A 25,626-nucleotide genomic window follows, 5' to 3' on the forward strand; every position below is an offset into this window, starting at 1 on the left:
GGGGGGGGGGCCCCGCCGGGGGGTTGTTGCCCCTGGGGGGGGGGGGGCTGTTCAATGGGGGGGGGGGGGGGGGGGTCTCCCCCCCCCCCCCCCCCCCCCCAAACCCCCCCCCCCCCCCGGGGGGGGCGCCTCGCACAAACCTGTCTCATCTTCTGCATTCCCCCACGCGGCCTCTACCGCAGCGACGGCCGCCGGCGGCAATTCCTTCGAGAAGGTCAGATACTCCTTCAAGGCCAACCCTTGCTCGGCCGACTCCAGCATCTCCAGCAACGCACGCGGCGTTTGCGGAATCCCTTCAACGACGTAGCCCTGTTCGCTCAGGTCGTGCAGCATCGCCAGCACGCTGGACGGCACGTCGAGGCCGACGGCGTAGCCGGTGCGGCCGGGGGCGCTCGGATAGTCGGGGATCAGGATGGCGAGCTTGCGTTTTTCGCGCGGCGTGCGCTGCAGGCGCACGAACGCCTCGACACGGTTCGCCACCTGCGCGACCCGGTCCGGCTCCGGCCGGTTGGCGAAGGCGCGGAAAGCCAATGCGGGATCGACCTCGCTTTCGCCCTTGAAGGAAACGGCGCCGGCAAGGATGCGGCCATCGAGTTCCGGCAGGACGACATGCATGGCGAGGTCGGCGGGCGCCAGGCCGCGCTGGTTGTCTTGCCAGATGTCACGGCGTGTCGTCGCGACGATGACCTGGAAGACAGGAACGCCGGCGCGGTCGAACGGGGTTTCGACGCCGGGCTCAGCACCCGAGGCGAACGCGGTCGCGGTGATGATGGCGGCCGGCTTTAGCGTGGCAAGCGCGGTTTCGACAAAGGCGAGCGAGGCTGGGTCCTTGAGGCTGGAGACGAAGATCGGCACGGGGGCCATGCCGCGCTGCCGCAGCGCTTCAAAAAGCGCGTCGATCGGCGCGACATCGGCGGCGAGCAGCATCGAGCGGTAGAAGAGGATGGGCACGACGTCCCCCTCCCCCTCGAGGCGAGGGTGGCCCGCAGGGCCGGGCGGGGTCGTTGCGGCAGTGCTCGACGTTGTTTGCTGTTGGCGCACTTCAGAGTGTTGGCGCACTTCACAGGCGACCCCACCCCCGGACTGCGGCCGGACCCTCCCCTCGAGGGGGAGGGGGACGTCGTGCTCGACGACCCCCAGTCCCGGTTGATAGTAGCCGGCTTTTGGCACGCTGACAGGCTCCGCGACCGCCACATCTGATCCGGCGAGACTTGCCAGCCTCCGCACCAGCGCCGTCATATTCTCCGGGCCGCCTTCGCGGAAATAGCCGAGCAGGCCGTCGAGTTCCTGGCGCGGCAGCGTCGAGCCTTCGATCAGCCGCAAATCCTCGTCGCGGCATTCGCCGGGCAGCAGCGCCAGTTTTATGCCGTGCGCGCGGGCGGTCGAGGCGAGCTGGTCGCAGCCGTAGCGCCACCAGTCGTAACCGCCGAGGATGCGAACCAGAACAACCCTGGCGTGCCGGGCGACGCTGTCGATCCACAGGTCGACGGACATCGGATGGCGCAGATCGCGCAAGGCGGCCAGCCGCATCGACGGCAGCCGATCCGCGTCCGCTTTCCATGCCGCCGCCAGCCCGGCCAGGTCGCTGTCGGTGAAGGACAGCGCCACGACATCCGCAGGCGTCTGCCTGAGATCGACAGGCTCGGCGAGATCGTCGAGCGAGGCGGATGTGGTGGTGAGGATGTGCATGGCGGCTCGTGCCTGAGGTCAGCCGGCGAGAATACGCTCGATGGCCGGGCGGTTCAGCCCTTTCAGGCCGATGACGACGAGGCGCGAGCGGCGGTCGTCGTCGGCGGTCCAGGCGCGGTCGTAGTAGTGGTTGACGCGCGGCCCGACAGCCTGCAGCAACAGCCGCATCGGCTTGCCGCCGACCTCGACGAAGCCTTTTACGCGCAGCACGTTTTCTTCCTCCGCCGCCGTGGCGACACGCAAAGCCAGCTCATCGGGATTGGCAATCGACGGAATGTCGATGACGAACGAGTCAAAATCGTCATGCTCGTGATCGAGCTCGTCATCGTGGTGGGTCTTGCGGTTCTCTATGTCGTCCTCGACGGCAAGGCCGAGGCCGAGCAGCACGGAGGGATCGACCTTGCCCTGCGAGGTCGGCACGATCTTCACCGCGCGGGCGGCGTGCTTGCCGATGATGGCATTGGCGCGGGCCGAACCGGCGGCGTCCATCAGGTCGCTTTTCGACAGTATGATCAGGTCAGCGCAGGCGAGTTGGTCCTCGAACACCTCCTCGACCGGATCGTCGTGGTCGAGCGTCTCGTCCTGCGCGCGCTGCGCCTGCAGGGCGTCCATGTCGTTGGCAACGCGGCCTTCGGCCAGCGCCAGTCCGTCGACCACGGCAATGACGCCGTCGACCGTCACCCGGCTCTTCACCGTCGGCCACTGGAAGGCCTGGACCAGCGGCTTGGGCAGCGCCAGCCCGGAGGTTTCGATCAGGATATGGTCGACCCTGGGCGTCAGCGACAGGATCTGGTCGAGCGCCGGGACGAAATCGTCGGCGACGGTGCAGCAGATGCAGCCATTGGCCAGTTCGACGATGTTTTCCTCAGGGCAGGTGTCAATGCCGCATCCCTTAAGAATCTCGCCATCGATGCCGATGTCGCCGAACTCGTTGACGATGATGGCCAGCCGCTTGCCGCCAGCGTTTTCGAGCAGATGGCGGATCAGCGTCGTCTTGCCGGCGCCGAGGAAGCCGGTGACGACGGTGCAGGGCACGCGCAAGACGGAAGTGGTCATATCTGGTCCTTCAAAAGGTCGAGGGGAGGGATGCGAGCGACGAGGCCGCGCTTCAGGCAATCGGGCCGGCCGCGCCATGGAATGAGACCGTCGGTCGAGGTGGCGAAGAGTTTTGCGCCGGTGATGAGATCGGCGCCGCTGGTCGCGCTCAGGTCGCCAAAGACATAGCTCCAGCAGCCGTCGCGCAGGATAGCGGCGCTGAGGCGGCGCTTGCAGTTGCCGAGGCATTCGACGCTGCGGATACGGATGTTTTCGCCAGAGGCGGCGCGGCGCGTGTCTTCGGCCAACAATTCGCCGGCGCGAGGATGGCCGTCGGAGCCGGTCTCGTCACGGCAGGAGGCGCAGACGATCACGGTGACGTCGGCCAGAGCATCATCATCGCCGGACAATACGCCCGCTGTCTCAGCCGAAAAACTGCTGTCGCGTTCCAAATTAGGCTCCTTGCCCGGAAAACCCGCCAGGCGATCGGATTTTTATGTCCTAGACGGCAGGTCTCCTGGCTCGCGGGTCATCGCCCTGGTGCCGCCTTCCCGGGATTTTCCCAGTGGTTATCGGCCTTGGCTCGTCGCTTACAGTTGCGGGGACAGCCGCGGATTTGAAATCGAGATTTCGCACCGCATTCCCTCTTGGCTCCTCCCTTTGCCGAGAAGGAGACCGTCTGAACCGGATTTAGGCTTGTGGAGGCAGTCGTGTCAACGCACGTCTACGACGCCGCAATGTCGGCGAGAGCCGAACCCAGATCCCCCGCAGGCGTCACCTCGATGCGTTCGAGCCCGAGCCAGCCCTGCATCAGCTGCAATTCCTCAAAAAGTTCGGCGGCGGTTTGCGGCGGCGCGCCGGGTTCGGCATAGGCGGCATGGACGCGCAGCACGCCGGCCGGGCGGTCAGCCTTAAGGTCGATGCGCGCCACGATCCTTTCGCCGAGCAGGAACGGCAGCACATAATAGCCGTATTGGCGCTTTTCAGCAGGGGTGTAGATCTCGATGCGATAGCGGAAGTCGAACAGTCTTTCCGTACGCGTCCGTTCGAAGACAACCGGATCGAACGGAGCGAGCAAGGCGCGCGCCTCGATCTTGCGCGGAAAACGAGCGTCCTTGTGAAGATAGGCCGGCTTGCTCCAGCCTTCGACGGTCACCGGCAAGAGGTCGCCGGCGTCGACCAGTTCCTCGATGCGGCCTTTGATATCAGCGGGAGAGAGGCGGAAATAGTCGCGCAGGTCGCCTGCTGTGGCGACGCCGTGGGCGCGGGCGGAAATGCGCAGCAATTCGCGGTGCGCATCCTCAGGCGATGGCACTGGCAGGGCAAGTATCGCCGGCGGCAGCACGCGCTGCGGCAGATCATAAAGCCGCTCGAAGCCACGACGCGACGCGGTGGTAATACGGCCGGCCCAGAACAGCCATTCGAAAGCGTGCTTGGCGTCGCTCCAGCCCCACCAGCCGCCTGAGCCTTTCTGGCCTTCCAGGGCGGAAGCGGCGATCGGGCCGCGTTCGACGACCTCGCGAAAGATGTCTTCAATGTAGGCGGCGCGCTCTCGGCCCCACTTGGCCAGCCCATTATACATTTCCTCGCCACGTTCGGCCCGCTCCATGCGCCAGCGCATCAGCGGATAGGTTTCGACCGGCAGAAAGGAGGCTTCGTGCGCCCAATATTCGAAGACTTTGCGCTTGCGCGTCACCGCGGCGTTGTCGAGCAGGGCGAGCGGGTAGGGGCCAAGCCGCGAATAGAGCGGCATATAATGGGCACGCACCACCGCGCTGACGGAATCGATCTGCAGCAGACCGGTCCGGGCAAGCACACGGGCCAGATGGCGGCGATCGGGCGTGCCGTTAGGGCGAGGATCGGCAAACCCCTGTGCGGCAAGCGCGATGCGCCGGGCCATGGCGAGCGAGATTTTTTCCTTCATGCAGACGGCACTCTGTCGGGTTCGACCAAAGGTGGGAGCGATGATTCCGCACCATGCTAGCAGGGTTTTGGCGGCATCTATGTCAGGAGAGAAAAGTGGAGTAAAAAGTGAAGGAAATCAAACAGGAGCGGATCGGACCAGTTTATTCGGATATGCCGTCGAGCACCGTGTTTTGAACAAGGTTTGACTTGCTTCGCCGAAAGCCCTGCGCTAACCCTCGCCGCGTTGCAGCATAGAGCCCCCTAAAACGGTTCAGTGGTTAAACTGTCACGCTTCCGCAAGTGGGTCCGGTGCTGTAATCAGAGTGGATTGGCCGCCAACGGAAAGCTGCAGCATGAACGCATTGTTGAGTTCGTACCTGCCCATCGTCCTGTTCATCGGCGTGGCGCTGGTCGTCGGCCTGGCGCTGCTTGCCGCACCCTTCCTGGTGGCCTACCGCAATCCCGATCCGGAGAAGCTTTCCGCCTATGAATGCGGCTTCAACTCCTTTGACGATGCCCGCATGAAGTTCGATATCCGCTTCTACCTGGTGTCGATCCTGTTCATCATCTTCGATCTGGAAGTGGCCTTCCTGTTTCCGTGGGCAGTGTCTTTCAGCCAGATCGGCATGCTCGGCTTCTGGTCGATGATGGTGTTTTTGGCGGTGCTGACCATCGGCTTTGCCTATGAATGGAAGAAAGGAGCGCTGGAATGGGATTGAGCGACAATTCCGGCACGCTTGTCGCGCCGAAGCCAAAAGGCATTCTCGACCCCAGCACCGGAAAGCCGGTGGGGGCGAATGATCCTTTCTTCCTCGAGATCAACAACGAACTGGCCGACAAGGGCTTTCTCGTCACCTCGACCGAGGCGCTGATCACCTGGGCGCGCAGTGGCTCGCTGATGTTCATGACCTTCGGTCTTGCCTGCTGTGCGGTCGAGATGATCCACACCTCGATGCCGCGCTATGACTCGGAGAGGTTCGGCGTTGCGCCGCGCGCCTCGCCGCGCCAGTCCGACATCATGATCGTCGCCGGCACGCTGACCAACAAGATGGCGCCGGCGCTGCGCAAGGTCTACGACCAGATGCCGGAACCGCGCTACGTCATCTCGATGGGCTCCTGCGCCAATGGCGGCGGCTACTACCACTATTCCTATTCGGTGGTGCGCGGCTGCGATCGCGTCGTGCCGGTCGACATCTATGTGCCCGGCTGTCCGCCGAGCGCGGAAGCGCTGCTCTACGGCATCCTTCTGTTGCAAAAGAAGATCCGCCGCACCGGCACGATCGAACGGTGAGCGCGATGATGAGCCTGAATGAACTCTCGACCTATCTCGGCGAGAAGCTGAGCGGCCGGATCGGCGATGCGGTGCTTGCCTATGGCGAACTCACGATCTCGCTCGAGCCGCACGATCTGATCGAGGTGGTGAGCTTCCTGCGCGACGATCCAAAATGCCAGTTCATCTCGATCATCGACGTCTGCGGCGCCGATTATCCGTCGCGGGCCAAGCGCTTCGACGTCGTCTATCACCTGCTGTCGCCGAAGCAGAACATTCGCATCCGCATCAAGGTCCAGGCCGACGAGGAGACGGTGGTGCCGTCGATCACCGGCGTTTATCCCGGCGCAGACTGGTTCGAGCGCGAAACCTACGATCTCTATGGCGTGCTGTTTTCGGGCCATCCCGATTTGCGCAGGATCCTGACCGACTACGGCTTCGAAGGTCATCCGCTGCGCAAGGATTTCCCACTGACCGGTTTCGTCGAGGTGCGCTACGACGACGAAGCCAAGCGGGTCATCTACGAGCCGGTCGAGCTCAAGCAGGAATTCCGCAATTTCGATTTTCTCTCGCCATGGGAAGGGACGGACTACGTTCTGCCGGGCGACGAGAAAGCCAAGACGAATTGAGACGCCAGAATGGCTGAAACCTCCGTCCGCAATTTTAACATCAACTTTGGACCTCAACACCCTGCAGCGCATGGTGTTTTGAGGCTGGTTCTTGAGTTGGACGGCGAAGTCGTCGATCGCGTCGATCCGCATATCGGGCTGTTGCATCGCGGCACCGAGAAGCTGATCGAAGCCAAGACCTATTTGCAGGCCGTGCCCTATCTCGACCGGCTCGACTATTGCGCTCCGATGAACCAGGAGCATGCCTTCGCGCTTGCCGCCGAGCGGCTGCTCGGCATCGAGGTGCCGAAGCGCGGCCAATTGATCCGCGTGCTCTATTGCGAGATCGGCCGCATCATGTCGCACATTCTCAATGTGACGACGCAGGCAATGGATGTCGGCGCGCTGACGCCGCCGCTGTGGGGTTTTGTCGAGCGCGAAAAGCTGATGGTGTTCTATGAGCGGGCCAGCGGTTCGCGCATGCATGCAGCCTATTTCCGGCCCGGCGGCGTCCACCAGGACCTGCCGCAGCAGCTGGTCGAGGACATCGGCAACTGGATCGATCCGTTCCTGAAATCGCTCGACGACCTCGACGCACTGCTCACCGGCAACCGCATCTTCAAACAGCGCAATGTCGATATCGGCACCGTCTCGCTGGCCGATGCCTGGGCCTGGGGTTTTTCCGGCGTCATGGTGCGTGGATCCGGCGTCGCCTGGGATCTGCGCAAGTCGCAGCCCTATGAATGCTATGCCGAGATGGATTTCGACATTCCGATCGGCAAGAACGGCGACTGCTACGACCGTTATCTCGTGCGCATGGAAGAGATGCGCCAGTCGGCGAAAATCATGCGCCAGTGCATCGACCTGCTGCTCGGCAAGGAAGGCAGCGGGCCGGTGTCGAACCTCGACGGCAAGGTGGTGCCGCCGAAGCGCGCGGCGATGAAGCGCTCGATGGAGGCGCTGATCCATCACTTCAAGCTCTACACCGAAGGCTATCGCGTGCCGGCCGGCGAAGTCTATGCGGCGGTCGAAGCCCCAAAAGGCGAGTTCGGCGTCTATCTGGTCTCGGACGGGACCAACAAACCCTATCGCTGCAAGCTGCGCGCGCCCGGCTTCGCGCATCTGCAGGCCATGGACTTTTTGTGCCGCGGCCACATGCTGGCCGACGTCACCGCCGTTCTCGGCTCCCTCGACATCGTGTTTGGTGAGGTGGACCGGTAGCAATGAACGCGCTTGTCACCGCAGCGGTCCTGACAATGGCGGCCCAAGTTCCTGCTTGGGGCCCCGATGATCGGCTGCTGTCACGAGACCTGCTGAAGATTGGGTTTGAGCTGGTTGCGGAAGGTGACTTATTGATGGGGCGCACGTTCGAGAGACATGCACCGTTGGATGACGGGATTGTCCTTCATTCCTTTCCGCAGTGCCAGCTGGATTCGTTCGTTGCCCAGGTGCCCAGCCGGCCACGGCCCTATTGTGTCTCCTGGGTTGGCGATCGTTACGACGAATACATCCGCCTGAAGCGCGGGAAAGAAGAGTTTGTGTGCGTGTTAGGGCAATCCGAGAACTGCTATCGCGTCTCCAGCTCGATTCAGTAAGAAACAAATAAAGCGAAACTCCATGTCAGTCCGCCGTCTCGCAGAAGCCAGCCTCCAGCCAGTCTCCTTCGCCTTCAACCGGGCGAATGCGGCAGCGGCGAAGCAATGGATCAAGAAGTATCCGAAGGGCCGCGAGCAGTCGGCGATCATCCCGTTGCTGATGCTGGCGCAGGAGCAGGAAGGCTGGGTGACCAAGGCGGCGATCGAGACGATCTCCGACATGCTCGGCATGCCCTACATCAGAGGGCTCGAAGTCGCGACCTTCTACACCCAATACCAGCTCAATCCGGTCGGCACCCGCGCGCATATCCAGGTCTGCGGCACCACGCCCTGCATGCTGCGCGGCTCGGAAGCGCTGATGGATCTGTGCCGCTCGAAAATCCATCACGACCAGTTCCACACCAACGACAAGGGCACGCTGTCGTGGGAAGAGGTCGAATGCCTCGGCGCCTGCGTCAACGCGCCGATGGTGATGATTTTCAAGGACACTTTCGAGGATCTGACGCCGGAGCGGCTTGCCGAGATCATCGACCTCTATGATGCCGGCAAGGGCGCCTCGGTGACGCCGGGGCCGCAGAACGGCCGCATCACCTCCGAGCCGATCACCGGCCTGACGACGCTGAAGAGCGAAAAGGCAATCCTGAAGACGACCCGCGACAGGGACGCCAAGGCAGCCGCCAAGGCCGCCAGGGAGCCCGCGCCAGCGGCAATTGTCGCGGCGCCGGCGGCTCCGGCCCAGGCATCGGCCGGCCCCGTTGCGCCGTCGAAGGCCAGCAAGCCGAAGACCGATGCGCCCGAAACCAGCCCGGCGCTGGAGACGCCTTCTCCGGCAAAGGTCGCACCGGAGACGGAAAAGGCGGCGAGCGTCAGAGCACCGCGGCATTCGGCGGCCAACGCCAACAGGGCCGCGCCGGAAGTCGAAAAGGTTTTGAAACAGCGCAGTGGTCCGATAGTCAAGGCTGAGCCAGCGGCTGCTTTCAAGGCGCCGGAAGCCAAGGGCACGCAGCTCGGCGCTGCCGGTAAGACGGCCGCCGCGAAGACGACCAATGCCAAGCCGACCAGTGCCAAGCCGACCAGTGCCAAGCCGACCAATGCCAAGACGGCCAAGCCTTCGCTCGAGGACAAGAACCGTCCGGCCGGCATCGCGAGGCCGGCACTGGTCGACGATCTCAAGCTGATCTCGGGCGTCGCCCCGAAGATCGAAGGCATCCTGCATTCGCTTGGTATCTTCACCTACGCGCAAGTCGCGTCATGGAAGAAGGCCGAGCGCGAGTGGGTCGATGGCTATCTCAGTTTCCACGGCCGCATCGAGCGCGAAGACTGGGTCAAGCAGGCCAAGGCGCTGGCCAAGGGCGGGATCGCCGAATATATCCGCGTCTTCGGCAAGAAGCCGGTCTGAGGGACGAACAATGCTTCAGGACAGAGACCGCATCTTCAATAACATCTACGGCCGCTTCGACAAGTCGCTGGCCGGTGCGATGGCGCGCGGCGCCTGGGACAACACGCCTGGCATCATCGCCAAGGGGCGCGACTGGATCGTCAACGAGATGAAGGCATCAGGCCTGCGCGGCCGCGGCGGCGCCGGCTTCCCGACCGGGCTAAAATGGTCGTTCATGCCCAAGCAGAGCGACGGCCGGCCGAGCTATCTCGTCGTCAACGCCGACGAATCCGAGCCCGGCACCTGCAAGGACCGCGACATATTGCGCCACGATCCGCATACGCTGGTCGAGGGCTGCCTGATCGCCGGCTTCGCCATGGGCGCGATCGCCGCCTATATCTATGTGCGCGGCGAGTTCATCCGCGAGCGCGAGGCGCTGCAGCGCGCCATCGACGAGGCCTATGCGGCCAAGCTGATCGGCAAGAACAACACGTCCGGCTACGATTTCGACATCTACATGCACCATGGCGCCGGCGCCTATATCTGCGGCGAGGAAACGGCACTGCTCGAAAGCCTCGAAGGCAAGAAGGGCCAGCCGCGGCTGAAGCCGCCGTTTCCGGCCAATGTCGGCCTCTATGGCTGCCCGACGACGGTCAACAATGTCGAGTCGATCGCGGTGGCGCCGACCATTTTGCGGCGTGGCGCTGCCTGGTTCTCGTCCATCGGCCGGCCCAACAACGTCGGCACCAAGCTGTTCTGCATCTCCGGCCACGTCAACAATCCGTGCACCGTCGAAGAGGCGATGTCGATCCCGTTCCGCGAGCTGATCGAGACGCATTGCGGCGGCATTCGCGGCGGCTGGGACAATCTGCTGGCGGTCATTCCGGGCGGCGCTTCGGTGCCGCTGGTGCCGGCGGAGCAGATCATCGACGCGCCGATGGATTTCGATGCGCTGCGCGACCTGAAATCGGGTCTCGGCACGGCGGCTGTCATCGTCATGGACAAATCGACCGATATCGTGAAGGCGATCGCCCGGCTTTCCTACTTCTACAAGCACGAGAGCTGCGGCCAGTGCACACCGTGCCGCGAAGGCACCGGCTGGATGTGGCGGGTGATGGAGCGGCTGGTGCGCGGCGAGGCGCAGAAGCGCGAGATCGACATGCTGCTCGACGTGACCAAACAGGTCGAAGGCCACACGATCTGCGCGCTGGGCGATGCGGCGGCGTGGCCGATCCAGGGCCTGATGCGGCATTTCCGCGGCGAGGTGGAGCGGCGTATCGACGAGTTTTCGCGCAATGCGCACCGGGCAGAGCCGGTGATGGTGGCGGCGGAATAGACGAGAGTTGAAAGACGGGCGAATGCCCGATTTGAGATACGGGCAAAAGTGCCCGATCTGAAATACGGGCAAGAGCCCGATCTGAAATCCGGGCAAGTGCCCGATTTGAGATACGGGCGAGGGCCCGATCTGAAATACGGGCAAGTGCCCGATTTGAGGAAACAGGCCGGGGCATACGGAAGAAACGACCAGGAGACTACCTATGTCGCTGAATTCGAGACCCGAACATTTGATGCCAGATTTGGACCCGTTCGAGAAGATGAACCAGGACCTGACCAGGATGATGCCGAAGGAGATGGCCAGCGCCGTCAATCTCCTGGCGCACCCTGTCGCGAGTGCGGCAGCGGTGTCGGCGCTCGGCATCGGGCTTGCCAATCATGCCTTTGGGGTGTGGATGGGCGTGCTCTCGGGAGCCGCCGAGGCCTCGCAGCGGCTCTTCCAGCCGATCGTCGACGATTTCGATGCCAGGGTAGAACGCTTTTCGCAGACAGGGACAAGCTCCTCGACCAAGGCGCGCGCGGCGACGAAAACCTTGATCGCCGAGGCGCAGTCCTTCGCCAGGAACGTGAATGACATAGCCGCGAACAGCATGGATGATGCACGCAGCGTGGTGGATGCGGCTGCCGCACCGGCCGGGTTGATGCCGGAGGATTTCAAGCAGCCCAAGGCACTGGATCGTCCGGAAAACCCGGCAGACCTCAAGGCAATATCGGGCATCGGGCCGAAGCTGGAACAGGTGCTGAACGGCCTGGGCATCTGGACCTACGGCCAGATCGCGACATGGACGCCGGAAGAGATCGCCTGGGTCGACGATTATCTGTCGTTCAAGGGCCGCATCGGTCGCGACAACTGGCTTGGCCAGGCAGCGGCGCTGGCCGCCAAGGCCGAGAGGTAGGCGACGCGATGGAGGTCCACGACAGGCGCGATGTTCTCGACGTGTGCAACGCCATCGTCAGCGATTCCAGTTTCGATGACGTCAACATGTCGAACACCCGGTTTCACGACGTCAACCTGTCGGCGGCCACGGTCCACCGCACCAACCTGAGCAACACCAAGGTGGAAGACGGCAATTTTTCGAATGCGTATTTCACCAACGTGAACATAAGCAACGTGAAGATAGAAAACGCGCAGGTTGCGGGCATGATGATCAACGGCATCAGCCTTGAAGACCTGTTCCAGGCATATGAGACGGCGAAGACCGCCGGGGGCAATTGATGGCAAAGCTCAAGGTCGACGGGAAAGAGATTACTGTACCCGACCACTACACGCTGCTGCAGGCAGCCGAGGACGCCGGCGCCGAAGTGCCGCGCTTCTGCTTTCATGAGCGGCTGTCGATCGCCGGCAATTGCCGCATGTGCCTGATCGAGGTGAAGGGCGGGCCGCCCAAGCCGCAGGCGTCGTGCGCCATGGGCGTGCGCGATCTGCGTCCGGGACCGAATGGCGAAACGCCGGAAATTTTCACCAACACGCCGATGGTCAAGAAGGCCCGGGAAGGCGTGATGGAATTCCTGCTGATCAACCATCCGCTCGATTGCCCGATCTGCGACCAGGGCGGCGAGTGCGACCTGCAGGACCAGGCGATGGCGTTCGGCGTCGATTCCTCGCGCTATCACGAGAACAAGCGGGCGGTCGAAGACAAGTATATCGGGCCGCTGGTCAAGACGATCATGAACCGCTGCATCCATTGCACGCGCTGCGTCCGCTTCACCACCGAAATTGCCGGCATTTCCGAGCTCGGCCTGATCGGCCGCGGCGAGGACGCCGAAATCACCACCTATCTCGAAAGCGCGATGACATCGGAACTGCAGGGCAACGTCATCGACCTCTGCCCGGTCGGTGCGCTGACCTCCAAACCCTACGCCTTCCAGGCGCGGCCGTGGGAACTGACCAAGACCGAATCCATCGATGTCATGGACGCCGTCGGCTCGGCGATCCGCGTGGATTCCAGAGGCCGCGAGGTGATGCGCATCCTGCCGCGCACCAACGAGGCGGTGAACGAGGAGTGGATTTCCGACAAGACCCGCTTCATCTGGGACGGCTTGCGCACCCAGCGCCTCGACCGGCCATATGTCCGCAAGAACGGCAAGCTGGCCCCGGCAAGCTGGGCCGAGGCTTTTTCCGCGATCAAGGAAGCGGTGTCGCGAACCGCGCCCGACAAGATCGGCGCCATATCAGGCGATCTCGCCGCCGTCGAGGAGATCTATGCGCTGAAGCTGCTGATGGCCTCGCTCGGCTCGAAGAACACCGACTGTCGCCAGGATGGCGCCGCGCTCGATCCGTCGCTCGGCCGGGCAAGCTATCTCTTCAACCCGACCATCGAGGGCATCGAGCAGGCCGACGCGGTGCTGATCATCGGCGCCAATCCGCGCTTCGAGGCGTCCTTGCTCAACGCCCGCATCCGCAAGCGCTGGCGGGTCGGCAACCTGCCGGTCGGCGTCATCGGCGATGTCGGCGATACGCGCTACGACTATGAGCAGCTCGGCGCCGGACCGGAATCGCTGAAGGATTTGGCCGACGCCAACGGCAAATTCTTCCAGGTGCTGAAGCAGGCGACGCATCCGCTTGTCATCGTCGGTCAGGGCGCGCTGTCGCGCTCGGACGGCGCGTCCGTGCTCGGCCAGGCGGCGAAGCTCAGCCTGGCGGTCAATGCCGCGAGAGCCGACTGGAACGGCTTTGCCGTGCTGCACACTGCGGCGGCGCGTGTCGGCGGTCTCGATGTCGGCTTCGTGCCGGGCGAGGGCGGCAAGAACGTCGCCGGCATGCTGGGCGATATGGAGGTGCTGTTCCTGCTCGGCGCCGACGAGATCGACATGGCCAGCACCGGCGGCGCCTTCGTCGTCTATATCGGCACGCATGGCGACCACGGCGCGCACCGCGCCGACGTCATCCTGCCGGGCGCCGCCTATACCGAAAAATCGGGTACCTACGTCAACACCGAGGGCCGGGTGCAGCAGACCAACCGTGCCGGCTTCGCGCCGGGCGATGCGCGCGAGGACTGGGCGATCCTGCGGGCGCTGTCGGATGTGCTGGGCAAGAGATTGTCGTTCGATTCGCTGCCGCAGTTGCGCGCAAAGCTTTATGGCGAATACCCGCATCTTGCCCGCATCGACCAGGTCGCGGCCGGCAATGCCGACGATATCGCCAAGGTGGCGAAGCTCGGCGGGCGGCTTGGCAAGGGCAGCTTCACCTCGCCGGTCAAGGATTTCTACCTGACCAACCCGATCGCGCGGGCTTCCGCAGTGATGGCGGAGTGCTCGGCGCTGGCGAAAAACGGTTTTAGGCAGGCGGCGGAATAGCATGGACACCTTCTTCTCCTTCTACGTGCTGCCGGCGCTGCTCATCCTGCTGAAGTCGGTCGTGCTGATCGTCGTGCTGTTGATCTTCGTCGCCTACATCCTGTACGCGGACCGCAAGATCTGGGCGGCGGTGCAGTTGCGCCGCGGCCCGAACGTCGTCGGCCCATGGGGCACGCTGCAGGCTTTCGCCGACCTTCTGAAGTTCGTGTTCAAGGAGCCGGTGATTCCGTCCGGCGCCAACAAGGGCGTTTTTCTGCTGGCGCCCTTGGTTTCGGCGGTGCTGGCGATCTCGGCCTGGGCGGTGATCCCGGTCAATGAGGGCTGGGCGATCGCCAACGTCAATGTCGGCATTCTCTATGTCTTCGCCATCTCCTCCCTCGAGGTCTATGGCGTGATCATGGGCGGCTGGGCGTCCAACTCGAAATATCCGTTCCTCGGCGCGCTGCGCTCGGCGGCGCAGATGGTGTCCTACGAGGTCTCGATCGGCTTCGTCATCGTCACCGTGCTGCTTTGCGTCGGCTCGCTCAACCTGTCCGACATCGTGCTGTCGCAGCAGGACGGCCTGGGCACAAGGGTTGGCCTGCCCAACACCTTCCTTGACTGGCATTGGCTGTCGCTGTTCCCGATGTTCGTCATCTTCTTCATCTCGGCGCTGGCCGAAACCAACCGCCCGCCCTTCGACCTGGTGGAAGCCGAATCGGAACTCGTCGCCGGCCATATGGTCGAATATTCGTCGACGCCGTTCCTGCTGTTCTTCCTCGGCGAATATGTCGCCATCGTGCTGATGTGCGCGCTGGCCACCATCCTGTTCCTCGGCGGCTGGCTGCCGCCCTTCGACTTCGCTCCCTTCACCTGGGTGCCGGGTCTGATCTGGTTCGTGCTCAAGGTCTGCCTGGTGTTCTTCATGATCTCGATGGTGAAGGCCTTCGTGCCGCGCTACCGCTACGACCAGCTGATGCGGCTCGGCTGGAAGGTCTTCCTGCCGATCTCGCTGGCGATGGTGGTGATCGTCGCCGCGTTCCTCAAGATCACGGGGTTTGCGTGATGGGCAGTCTGACCGTTGGTTTTCTAGGTGCAGCTGTCGGCGTGCTTTTTGCGCTCTTTGGCAACGCCGTTGTGCTGCCCTACGTTTTGCGACAACAGGACCAAAGGTTGGCAGCAAACTACCGAGCGCCGGTGCTTGGCTGGGATAAACAGATGTTGGCGTCGCTTACGAGGCTTGTGTACCGTTTCCTGATGCCTGTCATTTTCGGATTTGTCGGCGCAGTCGCTGCAGTACAGATTTTTGGGGGTGCTGAATGAGCCCGCTAGCCCAAGCCGCAAAATCCCTGCTGCTGCAGGATTTCGTCAGCGCCTTCTTCCTGTCGATGCGCCAGTTCTTCGCGCCGAAGGAGACGATCAACTATCCGCACGAAAAGGGGCCGACCAGCCCGCGCTTCCGCGGCGAGCATGCGCTGCGCCGCTACCCGAACGGCGAGGAACGCTGCATCGCCTGCAAATTGTGCGAGGCGATCTGCCCGGCGCAGGCGATCACCATCGAGGCCGGCCCGCGCCGCAACGACGGCACCCGCCGCACGGTGCGCTACGACATCGATATGGTGAAGTGCATCTATTGCGGCTTCTGCCAGGAGGCCTGCCCGGTCGACGCCATCGTCGAAGGGCCGAATTTCGAATTCGCGACCGAGACGCGCGAGGAACTTTATTACGACAAGGACAAGCTCCTGGCCAATGGCGACCGCTGGGAGCGCGAACTGGCGCGCAACATCTCGCTGGACGCGCCGTACCGCTGACATTTGACGCATGGACGAGGCGAAGGGCCTCGTCCAGAGGATGATCCCGAAAAGTTGCAGACTTTTCGGACAAGATCATCCTCCGGAATTGAAAGTGTCGCATGTTTCTTTCGATCGGGTCTTTCAACCCGATCGGAACATGCGATAGAAACACGCGGCTTCGGCACCGGAGGCGGAACGAAGCACACAACGGACAGTGCGAAAGCCGGTCCGACAGGAACCCCGGGGGAACCCATGCTGAATGGATTAGAGGCGGCTTTTTTCTACCTCTTCGCCTTTGTCGCGGTGGCGTCGGCGTTCATGGTCATTTCGGCGCGCAATCCCGTGCATTCGGTGCTGTTCCTGATCCTGACCTTCTTCAATGCCGCGGGCCTGTTCATGCTGACCGGCGCCGAGTTCCTGGCGATGATCCTGCTCGTCGTCTATGTCGGCGCGGTCATGGTGCTGTTCCTGTTCGTCGTCATGATGCTCGACGTCGATTTCGCCGAGATGAAAGAAGGCGCCCTGCAATACGCGCCGATCGGCGCGCTGGTCGGGCTGATCCTGGCGGCTGAGCTGATCGTCGTGCTCGGCGGCTATACATTCGCGCCGCAACTGGCGGCGACGGTTGCAAAACCCATTCCGGACCTTGCCGCGCGCTCGAACACGGCAGCGCTCGGCGACATCCTCTACACCGACTACCTCTACTACTTCCAGATTGCCGGCCTTGTGCTGCTGGTCGCCATGATCGGCGCCATCGTGCTGACGCTGCGCCACAAGCCGGGCATCAAGCGGCAGTCGATCGCCGCCCAGGTCGGCCGCACGCCGGCAACGGGGATGGAAATCCGCAAGGTCAAGACGGGCGAAGGAATCTGAGATGGTCGTCGGCATCGCACATTATCTGACCGTATCGGCGATCCTGTTCACGCTCGGCGTGTTCGGCATTTTTCTCAACCGCAGGAACATCATCGTCATCCTGATGTCGATCGAGTTGATCCTGCTCGCGGTCAACATCAATTTCGTCGCCTTCTCGGCAGCGCTCGGCGATCTCGTCGGACAGGTGTTCGCGCTGTTCGTGCTGACGGTCGCAGCGGCTGAAGCGGCGATCGGCCTCGCCATTCTCGTCGTCTTCTTCCGCAACCGCGGCTCGATCGCGGTCGAAGACGTGAACATGATGAAGGGTTGACGGAAACCACCATGTATCAGGCCATCGTCTTCCTTCCTCTGCTCGGCTTCCTGATCGTCGGCCTGTTCGGCACGTCGCTCGGCGCCAAGGCGTCCGAATACATCACCTCCGGCTTCCTGGTGATATCAGCCGTGCTGTCGTGGGTCGCCTTCTTCGCCGTCGGCTTCGGCGAGGGCGAGGTGTTCACCGTGCCGGTGCTGCGCTGGATCCAGTCGGGCGGGCTGGAGGCCGCATGGGCGCTGCGCATCGATACGCTGACGGTGGTGATGCTGGTCGTCGTCAACACGGTGTCGGCACTGGTCCACATCTACTCGATCGGCTACATGCACCACGACCCGAACCGGCCGCGCTTCTTCGCCTATCTGTCGCTGTTCACCTTCGCCATGCTGATGCTGGTGACGGCTGACAACCTCGTGCAGATGTTCTTCGGCTGGGAAGGCGTCGGCCTCGCCTCCTATCTGCTGATCGGCTTCTGGTACAAGAAGCCGTCGGCCAATGCCGCCGCGATCAAGGCCTTCGTCGTCAACCGCGTCGGCGATTTCGGTTTCGCGCTCGGCATCTTCGGCGTGTTCGTGCTGTTCGGCTCGGTCAATCTCGGCACCATCTTCGCCAATGCGGCGACGTCCATTCCGGCCGAAGGCGCGCCGGAGGGCGCAGCCGTATTGACCTTCCTCGGCTATGCGCTCGACAAGCAGGCTGCGATGACCGTCGTCTGTCTGTTGCTGTTCATGGGCGCCATGGGCAAGTCGGCCCAGGTGCCGCTGCACACCTGGCTGCCGGACGCCATGGAAGGCCCGACGCCGGTCTCGGCGCTCATCCATGCCGCCACCATGGTGACGGCCGGCGTGTTCATGCTGGCGCGGCTGTCGCCGCTGTTCGAACTGTCGCATTCGGCGCTGATCGTGGTCACCTTCATCGGCGCCTTCACCGCCTTCTTCGCGGCGACCGTCGGCCTCGTCCAGAACGACATCAAGCGCGTCATCGCCTATTCGACCTGCTCGCAGCTCGGCTACATGTTCGTGGCGCTCGGCGTCGGCGCCTATGGCGCGGCGATCTTCCATCTGTTCACGCACGCCTTCTTCAAGGCGCTGCTGTTCCTCGGCTCGGGCTCGGTGATCCATGCCGTCTCGGATGAACAGGACATGCGCAGGATGGGCGGCCTCAGAACGCTCATTCCGAAGACCTACTGGATGATGGTGATCGGCACGCTGGCGCTGACCGGCGTCGGCATTCCGGTGACGGTCATCGGCACCGCCGGCTTCTTCTCCAAGGACGCGATCATCGAAAGCGCCTTTGCCACGCACAATCCGGTCGCCGGCCTTGCCTTCGTGCTGCTGGTCGTCGCTGCCTGCTTCACCAGCTTCTATTCCTGGCGCTTGATCTTCATGACCTTCCACGGCCAGCCGCGGGCGAGCCACGAGGTCATGCACCACGTCCATGAATCACCGCCGGTCATGCTGGTGCCGCTGTACATCCTTGCGGCGGGCGCGCTGTTCGCCGGCGTGATCTTCCATGGCGCCTTCATCGGCGAGGGCTATGCCGAGTTCTGGAAGGCGTCGCTGTTCACGCTGCCGGAGAACCACATCCTGCACGACATCCACGAAGTGCCGTTTTGGGTGAAGCTGTCGCCGTTCGTCGCCATGCTGATCGGCTTTGCGGTTGCCTGGCAATTCTACATCCGCGCGCCGGAGATGCCGAAGAACCTGGCGGCGCAGCATCGCGGGCTCTACGCCTTCCTGCTCAACAAGTGGTATTTCGACGAACTCTTCGACTTCCTGTTCGTGCGGCCGACAAAACGCCTCGGCCACTTCCTGTGGAAGACCGGCGACGGCACCGTGATCGACGGACTTGGTCCGGACGGGGTTTCGGCGCGCGTCGTCGACGTCACCAACCGGGTCATCAAGCTGCAGACCGGCTACCTCTATCATTATGCCTTCGCCATGCTGATCGGCGTTGCCGCATTCGTCACCTGGATGATGCTCTGATGACCGCCTGGCCGATCCTCTCGCTGGTCACCTTCCTGCCGCTGGTTGGTGTGCTGTTCATTCTGCTGATCAACGACGACAGCGAGAATGCCCGCCGCAACATCCGCGCCATTGCCTTGTGGACGACTGGTATCACCTTCATCATCTCGCTGTTCATCTGGACCGGCTTCGACAATGCGGAGCCCGGCTTCCAGTTCGTCGAGAAGTTTGCCTGGCTGGATTCCGGCATCTCCTACCATATGGGCGTCGACGGCATCTCCATGCTGTTCGTCATCCTGACCACCTTCCTGATGCCGCTCTGCATCCTGGCTTCGTGGGAATCGATCGAGAAGCGCGTCAAGGCCTACATGATCGCTTTCCTGCTGCTGGAGACGCTGATGATCGGCGTGTTCTGCGCGCTCGACATCGTCTTGTTCTACGTTTTCTTCGAGGCCGGCCTGATCCCGATGTTCATCATCATCGGCGTGTGGGGCGGCAAGCGGCGCGTCTACGCCTCGTTCAAGTTCTTCCTCTACACGCTGGCCGGCTCGGTGCTGATGCTGCTTGCCATCATGGCGATGTTCTTCCAGTCCGGCACCACCGACATCCCGACGCTCCTGACGCACAACTTCCCGGCCTCCATGCAGACCTGGCTATGGCTCGCCTTCTTCGCGTCTTTCGCCGTGAAGATGCCGATGTGGCCGGTGCACACCTGGCTGCCGGACGCGCATGTCGAGGCGCCGACGGCCGGTTCGGTGATCCTGGCCGCCATCCTGCTGAAGATGGGCGGATATGGCTTCCTGCGCTTCTCCCTGCCGATGTTTCCGATCGCCTCGGAGATGTTTGCGCCGCTGGTCTTCGCGCTGTCCGTCGTCGCCATCATCTACACCTCGCTGGTGGCGCTGATGCAGGAGGACATGAAGAAGCTGATCGCCTATTCGTCGGTCGCCCATATGGGCTTCGTCACCATGGGCATCTTCGCGATGAACCAGGAAGGCGTCCAGGGGGCGATCTTCCAGATGCTGTCGCACGGCCTGGTCTCCGGCGCGCTGTTCCTGTGCGTCGGCGTCATCTACGACCGCATGCACACGCGCGACATCGACGCCTATGGCGGGCTGGTCAACAACATGCCGAAATACGCCACCGTGTTCATGATCTTCACCATGGCCAATGTCGGCCTGCCCGGCACCAGCGGCTTCGTCGGCGAGTTCCTGACCATGCTCGGCGTGTTCCGGGTCAACACCTGGGTGGCGTTCTTCGCCGCAACCGGCGTCATCCTGTCGGCGGCCTATGCGCTGTGGCTGTATCGCCGGGTGATCTTCGGCGCGCTGACCAAGGACAGCCTGAAAGGCCTGCTCGACCTGTCGACGCGCGAGAAGGTGATCATCTACCCGCTGGCCGTGCTGGTCATCTTCTTCGGCGTCTACCCGGCGCCGGTCTTCGACGCGACCGCCGCATCGGTCAAGGCGCTCGTCACCAATGTCACCGCATCAATCGACACCGCGCAGACCGCGGCGGCGAACTGACCCGAGAGGTTTGCGAACCATGACGCCGGACCTTCTCTCCAGCCTGTCGCTGTCGACACCAGAGCTGATCCTCGCCGTCGGCGCCCTGGCGCTGCTGATGCTCGGCGCCTATTCGCGCGCCAACACCACAACCACGGTGAGCGGCCTTGCCGTCGCCGTCCTGGTGGTTGCCGGCGTCTGGACGATCTTTTCCACCGGGCAGGGCAGCGCTTACGGCGAAGCCTTCGTCCAGGATCCCTTCGCCCGCTTCATGAAGGTGCTGGCGCTGATCGGGTCGGCGGTGACGCTGGTCATGTCGATGCGGTTCGCCAAGGCGGAGCATTTCGACAAGTTCGAATATCCGGTGCTGATCCTGCTGTGCACGCTCGGCATGATGCTGATGATCTCGGCCAACGGCATGATCGGGCTTTATCTCGGCCTCGAACTGCAGTCGCTGGCAATCTACGTGCTGGCGGCGATCAACCGGGACAATCTGCGCTCGACCGAGGCGGGGCTAAAATATTTCGTCCTCGGCGCGCTGTCGTCGGGCATGCTGCTTTACGGCATCAGCCTCGTCTACGGCTACACCGGCAACACCGGCTTCCAGGAGATCGCCGCAGCACTTGGTGGCGGCGAGCGGCAGCTTGGCCTGGTCTTTGGCCTGGTCTTCGTGCTGGCCGGCCTCGCCTTCAAGATATCGGCGGTGCCGTTCCACATGTGGACGCCCGACGTCTATGAAGGCGCGCCGACGCCGGTGACGGCCTTCCTCGCGGCGGCGCCGAAGATGGCGGCGATGGCGCTGATCGTGCGCGTCACCATGGACGCCTTCCAGCCGATCGCCGCCGACTGGCAGCAGATCATCGTCTTCATCTCGATCGCCTCGATGCTGCTCGGCGCCTTTGCGGCGATCGGCCAGACCAACATCAAGCGGCTGATGGCCTATTCCTCGATCGGCCATATGGGCTACGCCCTGGTCGGCCTCGCCGCCAACAGCCAGGCCGGCGTGCGCGGCGTTGCCATCTACATGCTGATCTATCTGGTGATGACGCTCGGCACCTTCGCCTTCATCCTCGCCATGCGGCGCAAGGAAGGCAATGTCGAACAGATCAGCGATCTCGCGGGGCTGTCGTCGACCAATCCGATCATGGCGACGATCCTGACCATCCTGATGTTCTCGCTGGCCGGCATTCCGCCGCTCGCCGGCTTCTGGGGGAAGTGGTACGTGTTCCTTGCCGCCATCAACGCCAACCTCTACGCGCTGGCGATCATCGGCGTGCTGGCCTCGGTGGTGGGCGCCTATTATTATCTGCGGATCATTAAGATCATGTGGTTCGACGAACCGGTCGGCGGCTTCGTGCCGATGGCGACCGAGCTTCGCATCGTGCTTGGCGTCTGCGGCGCCTTCGTGCTGTTCTACGTGCTGATCGGCGGGCCGATCGGCACCTATGCCGAAGCCGCCGCCAAGACATTCTTCTGACGGGATGGCATTTCGGCTGGCTCCAACAGCGGCCTCGGAAGGGTTCCGGCTCGAGGCACATGACACCGTCGGTTCCACCAATGCGCTGGCGCTCGACCATGCGCGGGCGGGAGATCCGGGCAAGCTCTGGGTCGTTTCGAAAAAACAGGAAAGCGGGCGTGGCCGGCGCGGCCGGGTCTGGGCGACGCCCGAGGGCAACCTGGCGGCGACGCTGCTGGTGGTCACCAATGCCGAGCTTCGCCTGGCCGCGACGCTCGGCTTCGTCGCCGGGCTGGCGCTGGCCGATGCGCTCGACGCCGTCGTGCCGAAGGGCAGGATCGCAATCGGCCTCGACGGCGGCAGCGATGGCAAAAACCGTTTCGAGCTGAAATGGCCGAATGATGTGCTCGCCTCCGGCGCCAAGCTTGCCGGCATCCTGCTGGAATCGGCGATACTCGAAGGCGATCGCTTTGCGGTGGCGGTGGGCATCGGCGTCAATGTTGTGGCATACCCCAAGGATTTGCCTTATCCGGCGACATCGCTTAGCGCGCTGGGCGCTGCTTGCGATGCCGAGACATTGTTTCTGGCGCTGTCGGATGCCTGGAGCGAGAATGCGCGGCTGTGGAACGATGGGCGCGGGCTGTCCGCCGTCAGGCGGCGCTGGCTGGCGCGCGCGGCAGGGCTTGGCGGGCAGGTTGCTGTCAGAATTGACGGTAATGTGGTGCGCGGCACGTTCGAGACCATTGACGAGGACTGCCGTTTCGTGATCCGCGACGATGAGGGTTCGGTTCTGACGATCGCCGCCGGCGACGTGCATTTCGGTGCGGTCGCGTCGGCCCAGGTTTGACAGGCCCCAGGTTTGGCAGGCCAAGTTTTTTACGGGCTCAGGTTTGACTGGCCCCAGATTTTGACGGGCTTGGGTTGACCGGCCAGGAAAGGAATGATCATGGCGACAGCGGAAAACGCCGAACTCGTCTTCGTGCCGCTTGGCGGCGTCGGCGAGATCGGCATGAACTTCGCCCTCTATGGCTACGGGCCGGCCAATGCGCGCGAATGGATCGTCGTCGATGTCGGCGTGACCTTTCCCGATGCCAGCCTGCCTGGCGTCGACCTGGTGCTGCCCGACACGCGCTTCATCGAGGAGAACATCGCCAATCTGCGCGGCATCGTCATCACGCACGCGCATGAGGACCACTACGGCGCGCTGCTCGACACATGGCCGAAGCTCAAGGCGCCGGTCTGGATGACGCCGTTCGGCGCTGGATTGCTGGAAGCCAAGCGGCAGGGCGAGCAGGGCGCACCAAAGATCCCGGTGACGATCTACCGCGCCGGTGAAAAGTTCAGCGTCGGCCCGTTCGAGATCGAGGCCATCCCGGTCGCGCATTCGATCCCCGAGCCGATGTCGCTGGCGATCACCTCGCCGGCCGGCACCGTCATCCACACCGGTGATTGGAAGATCGATCCGGCGCCGACGATCGGTCCGCTGACCGACGAGGCGCGCATTCGCGCCTATGGCGACAAGGGCGTGCTGGCGTTGATCTGCGATTCCACCAATGCGCTGCGGGAAGGGGTGTCGCCGTCGGAAGTCGCGGTTGGCGAAGGCCTCAAGGGCGTCATCCAGAGCGCCAAGGGCCGCGTCGCGGTCACCACCTTCTCCTCCAATGTCGGACGCATCGTCTCCATTGCCAAGGCGGCACGCGATGCCGGCCGCCAGTGCCTGGTGCTCGGCCGCTCGCTGAAGCGGGTCATCGATGTTGCCGGCGAGCTCGGCTATATGGATGGGCTGCCCGAATTCATCGCCGAGGAGGATTTTGGCTTCATCCCGCGCGAAAACCTCGTCATCATCTGCACCGGCAGCCAGGGCGAGCCGCTTGCGGCACTGGCGAAACTGTCGCGCGAGGAGATGAAATCGGTGTCGCTGACGGCAGGCGACACGGTGGTGTTTTCCTCGCGCACCATTCCCGGCAACGAGAAGGGTATCCTTGAGATCAAGAACCGTCTGATCGATCTCGGCATCAAGATCATCGAGGACGGCGATGCGCTGGTGCATGTCTCGGGCCATCCGCGCCGTAGCGAGTTGCGCAAGATGTATGAATGGGTGCGGCCGCAGATCGGCGTTCCGGTGCATGGCGAGGCGGCGCATCTGGTGGCGCAGGGATCGCTGATGTCGGTGTCCGGCATCGGCCAGGTGGCGCAGGTGCGCAACGGCGACATGCTGCGGCTCTATCCCGGTGCGGCGACGATCATCGACCAGGTGCCGTTCGGCCGCATCTACAAGGACGGCAGGCTGATCGGCACCGACCAGGCGATGGGCATTCGCGACCGGCGCAAGCTGTCTTTCGCCGGCCATGTCGCGGTCAATGTCGTGCTCGACGACAAATATGAGCTCGCCGGCGATCCCGATCTGGTCGCCATCGGCGTCGCCGAGGCCGATGCCCGCGGCGAGAGCCTGGAAGACCTGATGATCGATGCGGCAATCGGCGCCGTGGACTCCATCCCCCGTCAGCGCCGAAGAGATCTCGATCTCGTGCAGGAGGCAGTGCGCCGCGCCGTCCGCGGCGCCGCCAATGAAGCCTGGGGCAAGAAGCCGCTGGTGACGGTGTTCGTCACAAGGTAAGGGAATAGGGGAGTAGGGCAGTACGGCAGTAGGGGGAGAAAGTCGTTTTTCCCTACTCCCATACTGCCCTATTGCTTTACTGCCCTGAGGAAAACCAATGCTTGGACGCTTGAACCATGTCGCGCTCGCCGTACCGGATCTGGCTGCGGCGACAGCGGCTTATCGCGACACGCTCGGCGCTCGGGTGACCGCGCCGCAGGCGCTCCCGGAGCATGGCGTGACGGTGGTGTTCGTCGATGTCGGCAATACCAGGATCGAATTGCTGGAGCCGCTTGGCGAGGGTTCGCCGATTGCGGCATTCCTCGAGAAGAACCCTTCGGGCGGCATGCATCATCTGTGCTATGAGGTCGACGACATTCTTGCCGCGCGTGATCACCTCATCGCCAGCGGCGCCCGCGTCCTCGGCGACGGCAACCCGAAGACCGGCGCGCACGGCAAGCCGGTGCTGTTCCTGCATCCCAAGGATTTCTTCGGCACGCTGGTCGAACTGGAGCAAGCATGAGCTGGGTTTCATTTCTCGCCCTGTTCTTCATCACATGGTGGGTGGTGCTGTTCGCCATCCTGCCGTTCAGCCTGAGAACGCAGGACGAGGATGAGGACGTGACGCTGGGCACGGTATCCAGCGCGCCGCGCGGACCGCATATGCTGCGTGCGGTGCTGCGGACGACGATCGTCACGCTGGTTCTGCTTGGCATCTTTTATGGCATTACCCGGGGGCTCGGCCTCGGCATCGACGACATCCCGCACATCGTGCCGGATGTCAGCCGGAGTCCCGAAAACTAGACCGCCGGTACGGCTGGCCACATCTTGCATGCGAGCACCAATCCGGGCCGGAAGCCGATGCAGGTTTCGAACCGGCTGTGCTGACGCAAGGTAAAGCGGTTTAGCAATTTGTCGTGCTAACCAAATGATTGCACAAAAAAAATGCAAGGCACGAGGCCTTGCAATTTAAACGCGTCCGATCTGTTTCCGGTATCCGGCGGCAGCGAGTAACCGCGCCTAGATCGCATCCTCCCA

At 63.2% G+C, this 25,626-nt stretch carries 25 protein-coding genes, 1 pseudogene and 1 riboswitch; of the genes and pseudogenes, 22 read left to right on the plus strand and 4 right to left on the minus strand.

The genetic code is table 11. The annotated features are described in order from the left end of the window. Positions 1–141: 141 nt before the first annotated feature. The 4 genes and pseudogenes from AC0L15_RS14120 to AC0L15_RS14135 form a co-directional block, all read right to left on the minus strand. Positions 142–1,689: pseudogene (locus tag AC0L15_RS14120) on the minus strand (cobaltochelatase subunit CobN); the annotation flags it as partial. 18 nt (positions 1,690–1,707) lie between these two features. After that, a complete protein-coding gene (gene cobW / locus AC0L15_RS14125; protein ID WP_473496503.1) occupies positions 1,708–2,745 on the minus strand; it encodes a cobalamin biosynthesis protein CobW in 1,038 nt (345 codons plus the stop codon). Continuing rightward, a complete protein-coding gene (locus tag AC0L15_RS14130) occupies positions 2,742–3,176 on the minus strand; it encodes a DUF1636 family protein (protein WP_287235744.1) in 435 nt (144 codons plus the stop codon). Before AC0L15_RS14130 ends, cobW begins: the two co-directional genes overlap by 4 nt. A gap of 38 nt (positions 3,177–3,214) precedes the next feature. Then, positions 3,215–3,419: riboswitch (cobalamin riboswitch) on the minus strand. 29 nt (positions 3,420–3,448) lie between these two features. Continuing rightward, a complete protein-coding gene (locus AC0L15_RS14135; protein WP_287235743.1) occupies positions 3,449–4,648 on the minus strand; it encodes a winged helix-turn-helix domain-containing protein in 1,200 nt (399 codons plus the stop codon). Between the two features lie 334 nt (positions 4,649–4,982). Here AC0L15_RS14135 and AC0L15_RS14140 point away from each other — a divergent pair, with 334 nt between their 5' ends. From AC0L15_RS14140 to AC0L15_RS14245, 22 genes are all read left to right on the plus strand, one after another. After that, on the plus strand, positions 4,983–5,348 hold the full coding sequence (locus AC0L15_RS14140) for an NADH-quinone oxidoreductase subunit A (protein WP_023798850.1): 366 nt from the start codon (positions 4,983–4,985) through the stop codon (positions 5,346–5,348). Then, entirely contained in the window at positions 5,339–5,920 is a 582-nt protein-coding gene (locus AC0L15_RS14145) for a NuoB/complex I 20 kDa subunit family protein (protein ID WP_027156092.1), read from the plus strand. The genes AC0L15_RS14140 and AC0L15_RS14145 overlap by 10 nt, the downstream gene beginning before the upstream one ends. Before the next feature lie 5 nt (positions 5,921–5,925). Further along, complete coding sequence (locus tag AC0L15_RS14150) at positions 5,926–6,528, plus strand: NADH-quinone oxidoreductase subunit C (protein WP_473496504.1); 603 nt, start codon at positions 5,926–5,928, stop codon at positions 6,526–6,528. 9 nt (positions 6,529–6,537) lie between these two features. After that, a complete protein-coding gene (locus AC0L15_RS14155) occupies positions 6,538–7,728 on the plus strand; it encodes an NADH-quinone oxidoreductase subunit D (RefSeq protein WP_287247333.1) in 1,191 nt (396 codons plus the stop codon). Positions 7,729–7,730: 2 nt separating this feature from the next. Then, a complete protein-coding gene (locus tag AC0L15_RS14160; protein WP_287247332.1) occupies positions 7,731–8,102 on the plus strand; it encodes a hypothetical protein in 372 nt (123 codons plus the stop codon). A 22-nt stretch (positions 8,103–8,124) separates the two neighbouring features. Beyond that, a complete protein-coding gene (gene nuoE, locus AC0L15_RS14165; protein WP_287247331.1) occupies positions 8,125–9,501 on the plus strand; it encodes an NADH-quinone oxidoreductase subunit NuoE in 1,377 nt (458 codons plus the stop codon). A gap of 10 nt (positions 9,502–9,511) precedes the next feature. Continuing rightward, the gene (nuoF, locus tag AC0L15_RS14170) at positions 9,512–10,816 is read left to right on the plus strand and encodes an NADH-quinone oxidoreductase subunit NuoF (protein WP_287192428.1); all 1,305 of its coding nucleotides are present in this window, start codon (positions 9,512–9,514) and stop codon (positions 10,814–10,816) included. Positions 10,817–11,018: 202 nt separating this feature from the next. After that, the gene (locus AC0L15_RS14175) at positions 11,019–11,711 is read left to right on the plus strand and encodes an NADH-ubiquinone dehydrogenase (protein ID WP_287247330.1); all 693 of its coding nucleotides are present in this window, start codon (positions 11,019–11,021) and stop codon (positions 11,709–11,711) included. Positions 11,712–11,719: 8 nt separating this feature from the next. After that, entirely contained in the window at positions 11,720–12,031 is a 312-nt protein-coding gene (locus AC0L15_RS14180) for a pentapeptide repeat-containing protein (RefSeq protein WP_473496505.1), read from the plus strand. After that, entirely contained in the window at positions 12,031–14,112 is a 2,082-nt protein-coding gene (gene nuoG / locus AC0L15_RS14185; RefSeq protein WP_473496506.1) for an NADH-quinone oxidoreductase subunit NuoG, read from the plus strand. Before AC0L15_RS14180 ends, nuoG begins: the two co-directional genes overlap by 1 nt. A 1-nt stretch (position 14,113) precedes the next feature. Continuing rightward, entirely contained in the window at positions 14,114–15,157 is a 1,044-nt protein-coding gene (nuoH, locus tag AC0L15_RS14190; protein ID WP_023798860.1) for an NADH-quinone oxidoreductase subunit NuoH, read from the plus strand. Further along, positions 15,157–15,414 carry a hypothetical protein gene (locus tag AC0L15_RS14195; protein WP_027156084.1) on the plus strand — a complete coding sequence of 86 codons (258 nt, stop codon included), beginning with the start codon at positions 15,157–15,159 and terminating at the stop codon, positions 15,412–15,414. The genes nuoH and AC0L15_RS14195 overlap by 1 nt, the downstream gene beginning before the upstream one ends. Next, positions 15,411–15,902: an NADH-quinone oxidoreductase subunit NuoI gene (nuoI, locus tag AC0L15_RS14200; RefSeq protein ID WP_027156083.1), complete on the plus strand. Its 492-nt coding sequence runs from the start codon at positions 15,411–15,413 to the stop codon at positions 15,900–15,902. Before AC0L15_RS14195 ends, nuoI begins: the two co-directional genes overlap by 4 nt. A 234-nt stretch (positions 15,903–16,136) precedes the next feature. Then, the gene (locus AC0L15_RS14205) at positions 16,137–16,757 is read left to right on the plus strand and encodes an NADH-quinone oxidoreductase subunit J (RefSeq protein WP_091594336.1); all 621 of its coding nucleotides are present in this window, start codon (positions 16,137–16,139) and stop codon (positions 16,755–16,757) included. Position 16,758: 1 nt separating this feature from the next. Then, positions 16,759–17,067 (plus strand): NADH-quinone oxidoreductase subunit NuoK, encoded by a 309-nt coding sequence (gene nuoK / locus AC0L15_RS14210; RefSeq protein ID WP_023798863.1) that lies wholly within the window; start codon positions 16,759–16,761, stop codon positions 17,065–17,067. Positions 17,068–17,078: 11 nt separating this feature from the next. Further along, positions 17,079–19,052, plus strand: coding sequence for an NADH-quinone oxidoreductase subunit L (gene nuoL / locus AC0L15_RS14215; RefSeq protein ID WP_473496507.1), 1,974 nt, complete (start codon positions 17,079–17,081; stop codon positions 19,050–19,052). After that, entirely contained in the window at positions 19,052–20,557 is a 1,506-nt protein-coding gene (locus AC0L15_RS14220) for an NADH-quinone oxidoreductase subunit M (protein WP_023798865.1), read from the plus strand. The genes nuoL and AC0L15_RS14220 overlap by 1 nt, the downstream gene beginning before the upstream one ends. Positions 20,558–20,576: 19 nt before the next feature. Further along, positions 20,577–22,013: an NADH-quinone oxidoreductase subunit NuoN gene (nuoN, locus tag AC0L15_RS14225; RefSeq protein WP_236377072.1), complete on the plus strand. Its 1,437-nt coding sequence runs from the start codon at positions 20,577–20,579 to the stop codon at positions 22,011–22,013. Positions 22,014–22,017: 4 nt separating this feature from the next. Beyond that, complete coding sequence (locus AC0L15_RS14230; protein ID WP_287247326.1) at positions 22,018–22,839, plus strand: biotin--[acetyl-CoA-carboxylase] ligase; 822 nt, start codon at positions 22,018–22,020, stop codon at positions 22,837–22,839. Between the two features lie 99 nt (positions 22,840–22,938). Continuing rightward, a complete protein-coding gene (locus AC0L15_RS14235; protein WP_287247325.1) occupies positions 22,939–24,609 on the plus strand; it encodes a ribonuclease J in 1,671 nt (556 codons plus the stop codon). A gap of 97 nt (positions 24,610–24,706) precedes the next feature. Continuing rightward, positions 24,707–25,111 (plus strand): methylmalonyl-CoA epimerase, encoded by a 405-nt coding sequence (gene mce / locus AC0L15_RS14240; RefSeq protein WP_287247324.1) that lies wholly within the window; start codon positions 24,707–24,709, stop codon positions 25,109–25,111. After that, complete coding sequence (locus AC0L15_RS14245; RefSeq protein ID WP_287067919.1) at positions 25,108–25,392, plus strand: DUF1467 family protein; 285 nt, start codon at positions 25,108–25,110, stop codon at positions 25,390–25,392. The genes mce and AC0L15_RS14245 overlap by 4 nt, the downstream gene beginning before the upstream one ends. Positions 25,393–25,626: the final 234 nt, after the last annotated feature.

The organism is Mesorhizobium sp. WSM4846 (assembly GCF_055811415.1).